This window comes from Neisseria sp. P0020.S003, assembly GCF_051957095.1.
In the GTDB taxonomy this organism is placed as follows: Bacteria; Pseudomonadota; Gammaproteobacteria; order Burkholderiales; family Neisseriaceae; genus Neisseria; species Neisseria subflava.
In genome coordinates this window covers 1-4,342 of sequence record NZ_JBQCWU010000038.1, presented here as the reverse complement: position 1 = coordinate 4,342, position 4,342 = coordinate 1, and the positions used below count along the sequence as shown (strand labels likewise).

Genomic DNA, 4,342 nt, shown 5'->3' with positions numbered 1-4,342 from the left:
GATTACTACAACCGGGAGCGTTGCAGTTTGAAATTGAAAAAGCTGAGTCCTGTCGCATACAGAACCCAGCTTGCACAGAGCGCCTGAATAGGCTTTTATGAGTGTCCAAGATTTGGGGGCCAGTTCAGATTTTCAGACGGCCTCTATGATTCAGATGAAATGATAAAGCTATTTTCCGGCTGCTTCTTCATCATTTATAAAATCCGATACGCCATGAACACAGCGGATTTTGCGTTCTGACAAAGTTGCCTCCAACAAGGCATCGTTTTGCGGTAAGGAATCGCGTTCTGCCTCATTGTGCCAGAGGTGGTACGCAATGCCGGCAAATTTCAAATTATGGCGTTTCATCCCGTTATGATAGCAACGGGCGACAAATTCGCTGTCTTCCCTGCCCCAACCGACAAAGCTATTGTCAAACCCGTTGACGGCAAGCGCATCGCTGCGGAAAAAGCCCATATTGCAAGTTTTGATGCCTTTGTGTTTGCGGTTGCCTTTTCGGCCTGCCAATTTGGCCAAACAACGGCAACGTAGGGCGGAAAGCCGTTTTTCTATTCCCGAGCTGAACATAGACAAGGCAGGCAAATCGCCTTCGTCCAAAATATCCTGCGTTTTATCCTCAGTCAAAATCACGCGGGAGCCCTGTATCAGACGGCCTTTGCGGGCAATCTTCAAATGATCGGCGATAAAAGACGGATCCAAAACCATATCGCCGTCAATCAACACAATATAATCGCTTTGCGCCTGTGCCAACGCACGGTTGCGCGATTCGGCGGCACGAAAGCCTCTATCCGGCTGCCATGAATGTTTGACCGGAATGCTTGTCCTACGGCGGATAAAATCAACTACTTCGGCGGTTTCCTGCCTTGAGCCGTCATCCGCGACAATAATCTCATCCGGCAGACGGGTTTGCGATAAAGCCGATTTCAATACCAGCTCCAAAGCATCGGGGCGGTTGTAGGTGGTGATGATGAGGGAGACGGTTATCGTGCGGTTGCGCTCGTAGAGTTTGACATATTTGTAATACGAACCTTGCGCATTGGACACTGAAATCGTCAGCCCGTCCGCCCCATAAGCAAAACCGCGTTTAAGCAGATAATTCTTCACAAACGATACGCCGCCATGCAGCAAAGCCTTAAATGGCGAACTGTCTTTCTTGAAGCGGTTTTCTTCCGCATACAGCGAACTGTACTGCTGCATTTTCTGAATCAGCCCTTCGGCGTTTTCAAAAGAATAATGTTTCAGACGGCCATCAAGTTGTTTAACCTTGGCTTCCTGCGGCAACACCAAAGACTCATGTACCTGACGGTCGGAAAAACGGGTAAATCTGCGATGGTAAAGGCGCGGAATAATATCCGGATACCAGCCGCAGCCTTTAATCAGCCTGCCGTGGTAATGGTTTAGACGGTAAAGCGAAAAAATATGTTCCTTCTCATTTTCCAAAACGGCCGCACGAATGGATTCGATTAAAGCCTCATCCGCCACTTCATCGCTGTCTATGCTGAAAATCCAATCGTTTTGCGCCAGTCTGGCCGCCAGATTTTTCATCGGGCCAAATCCGATAAAGTCATGCTTGTAATAGCTGACATTGGGAAAGCCCTTGGCAATTTCAAAAGTACGGTCGGTCGAGCCGTTGTCCAACAGCAGGACTTCGTCAAAGTCTTTCAGCGCATTCAAAACTTCTGAAAGATAACGTTCTGAATTTTTTACCAACATGGCGGCGGTTGCCGGAATTGTGTGCATCATAAAAAGGCCGTCTGAAAAAGGAAGCTGTATTTTAACCGATATACCGCTACAATATGTCCTCCTTTTTTCAGACGGCCTGACTCATGCAGCTTATTCTTGCCCCCATGCAGGGGCTGGTGGACGATGTGATGCGCGACCTGTTGACGCGTATTGGCGGATTTGACGAATGCGTCAGCGAATTTATCCGCATTACGCACACGGTCCACTCACGCGCCACTTGGCTTAAATATGTTCCCGAAATCGCCCATGCCAACCGCACGCCGGCCGGCACGCCCTGTACTGTCCAGCTTTTGGGCAGCGATGCGGAAAACATGGCCGTCAATGCTTTGGAAGCCGTGCGCTTCGGTGCCGACAAAATCGACCTCAACTTCGGCTGCCCCGCGCCGACGGTCAACAAACACAAAGGCGGTGCGGTCTTGCTCAAAGAGCCAGACTTGATTTACCACATCGTCCACACCCTGCGCCAACGCCTGCCGCAACACATTCCGTTGACTGCTAAGATGCGGCTCGGTTATGAAGACAAAAGTCTGGCATTGGAATGCGCTTCCGCGATTGAAAACGGCGGCGCATGCGCGTTAACCGTCCATGCGCGCACCAAAATCGAAGGCTACGAACCGCCGGCACATTGGGAATGGGTGCGCAAAATCCGCGATGCAGTCAATATTCCTGTTACCGCCAACGGCGATGTGTTCAGCCTTCAAGACTATCTCGACATTAAAACCGTCAGCGGCTGCGACAGCGTGATGCTCGGACGCGGCGCGGTTATCCGTCCCGACTTGGCGCGGCAAATCAAACAATATGAAAACGGCGAAACAGTGAAAGACACCGACTTTGCCGAAGTCTCTTCATGGATAGTCCAATTTTTCGACTTGTGCCTTGCCAAAGAAGCCAGCAACAAATATCCGGTTTCCCGTTTGAAACAATGGCTGGGCATGATGAAAAAAGAGTTTGAACAGGCGCAGGTATTGTTTGACCGCATCCGCGCCATCAAAGAAGCGGATGAAGTGAAACAGATTCTGCTGTCGTTTGAACAAGAGATGCATTCATGATTAAAAAAGGCCGTCTGAATTTCAGACGGCCTTTGATTTCATCACCTACATACATAATCGGCCAACAGTCTGCCTTTTTCCGCACTGGCTGCATTAGCCATGTTTACCTGTCTGGTCTCAGGGCCATTCTTAGATTTCAGGGCTTCGCCATATTTTCTGGCAAATTCTTTATTGGCACTGGTCACCCTTGACTCGGTAGAATCCAACATGAAGCCGTCTTGCTCATATTTGCCTTGCGCAGTAATAATCAAGATATTTTCAGGCGAAGGATAATCCGGAAAATCAATATAGTTGGTAACCAGCTTGTAGGAAACGCCTTTGCCGTGTTTCATATCCTGACAGATGCCATTAGGCGCGGTAAAGACTGCATGGCCGATCCGGCTACGTCCGAAATCGTAAAAATCGATTCTCTTAGCAGCAGCCAACAGTTTTCTATCGTTGCCGTCATTGATATTTAATGACTTGCCGTTTACCAAAAACAAGGTCGGCAACAAGGGGCTGCCATGAGAGGCTTCCAAATTATATGCTTCGCCCAACAGCTTGCCCTGACGATACACAGTCAAAACAGGCTTTTTCAAACCATTTTCCGGATTGCCGGTTTGCTTAAAAGAAATCTCCTGAAGTACATTGCCAAATTCATAATAAGGCCGCGACTGCACGCCTGTTTTCGCATCCTGCAGAGCGCTCCAGTCACCTCCCGTCGTTTGGGCGCACGCAGTCACAGCAGCAAACAGAATACCCGATAGTAAAACTTTAGAATGTTTCATTCATAAACTCCTTCTTAAGTAAACAAAAGAACGGATGTGTGCCTTTACTGCTTAATTTTGTTTCTTTATTAAAATTTTAGAACCATTACAATAACTTAGCAAGGAATTAAAGAACAGGCCGTCTGAACGTTCAGACGGCCTTGATTAACCTCAAATTTTAAGAAGCCAAAACGCGGGGGAAGAAAATCTCATTTTCCAAATGGATATGGTCTTTCAAATCATCCACCATCTCTTTGGCCAATGTGTACAAACGGCTCCAGCTGCCACAAGCGCCTTCAGGAAGCTCAAAATTGTTGGTCAATTCTTCCAAACGAGCGATGGCTTGGTCGTGTTCTTCATGCTCGTGCATCATCACGCTGATGGGCATTGCCGCGCCGCGGCCCACACCCTGATTAATCATCGGGAACAACATGCGTTCCTCTTTCATCATATGCATCAACAGCTCGTTTTGCATATAGGCCAACAAATCGGCCACTTCGGCAGGGAAAGTATCGGCATGAACCTGCGCCACTTTTTGCGCCAGTGGTACCAACTCTTCAAACTGGGCGCGGTGAACGTTGTGATAACGTTGCAGGATATGGTCAATCGTAGAATTGAAAGGCGCGGTTTCCCAAAGGGTAAAGTCGGTCATGGCTGTGTTCCTTTAAAGATTTATATGTAGGAAAACGTTGCGTTGTTTACACCACAGGTTGAGAAAAATAAGCCTGCAAGACCTCAAACGGCGTATCGCCGTTCAAACTGCGGTGTGGCTTCACAGTGTTATAGAAATTAACAAAGCGGCAC

The 4,342-nt window shown here is 48.3% G+C and carries 5 protein-coding genes and 1 pseudogene; 2 read left to right on the top strand and 4 right to left on the bottom strand.

Going from position 1 to position 4,342, the window contains the following annotated elements; genetic code table 11:
- A partial coding sequence (locus ACTHTQ_RS11170; RefSeq protein ID WP_159069391.1) for an IS3 family transposase occupies window positions 1–87 on the top strand: 87 nt, incomplete at its 5' end.
- A gap of 81 nt (window positions 88–168) precedes the next feature.
- Here ACTHTQ_RS11170 and ACTHTQ_RS11165 read toward each other — a convergent pair.
- Entirely contained in the window at window positions 169–1,743 is a 1,575-nt protein-coding gene (locus tag ACTHTQ_RS11165; protein WP_440363958.1) for a glycosyltransferase family 2 protein, read from the bottom strand.
- Window positions 1,744–1,826: 83 nt separating this feature from the next.
- Between ACTHTQ_RS11165 and ACTHTQ_RS11160 the strand changes: the two genes are divergently transcribed.
- Window positions 1,827–2,792, top strand: a complete 966-nt coding sequence (locus tag ACTHTQ_RS11160; protein ID WP_440363957.1) for a tRNA dihydrouridine synthase — start codon at window positions 1,827–1,829, stop codon at window positions 2,790–2,792.
- 41 nt (window positions 2,793–2,833) lie between these two features.
- Here ACTHTQ_RS11160 and ACTHTQ_RS11155 read toward each other — a convergent pair whose 3' ends face one another.
- The 3 genes and pseudogenes from ACTHTQ_RS11155 to ACTHTQ_RS11145 all read right to left on the bottom strand — a co-directional run.
- The gene (locus tag ACTHTQ_RS11155; RefSeq protein ID WP_440363956.1) at window positions 2,834–3,559 is read right to left on the bottom strand and encodes a hypothetical protein; all 726 of its coding nucleotides are present in this window, start codon (window positions 3,557–3,559) and stop codon (window positions 2,834–2,836) included.
- Window positions 3,560–3,716: 157 nt separating this feature from the next.
- Window positions 3,717–4,190, bottom strand: a complete 474-nt coding sequence (gene dnrN, locus ACTHTQ_RS11150) for an iron-sulfur cluster repair protein DnrN (RefSeq protein WP_440363955.1) — start codon at window positions 4,188–4,190, stop codon at window positions 3,717–3,719.
- 46 nt (window positions 4,191–4,236) lie between these two features.
- Window positions 4,237–4,342: pseudogene (locus ACTHTQ_RS11145) on the bottom strand (IS481 family transposase); the annotation flags it as partial.

Bases quoted from the DNA above. Each gene is read 5' to 3' on its own strand.
- ACTHTQ_RS11165 (WP_440363958.1), bottom strand. From the start codon at position 1,743: ATGATGCACACAATTCCGGCAACCGCCGCCATGTTGGTAAAAAATTCA.
- ACTHTQ_RS11160 (WP_440363957.1), top strand. From the start codon at position 1,827: ATGCAGCTTATTCTTGCCCCCATGCAGGGGCTGGTGGACGATGTGATG.
- ACTHTQ_RS11155 (WP_440363956.1), bottom strand. From the start codon at position 3,559: ATGAAACATTCTAAAGTTTTACTATCGGGTATTCTGTTTGCTGCTGTG.
- dnrN (WP_440363955.1), bottom strand. From the start codon at position 4,190: ATGACCGACTTTACCCTTTGGGAAACCGCGCCTTTCAATTCTACGATT.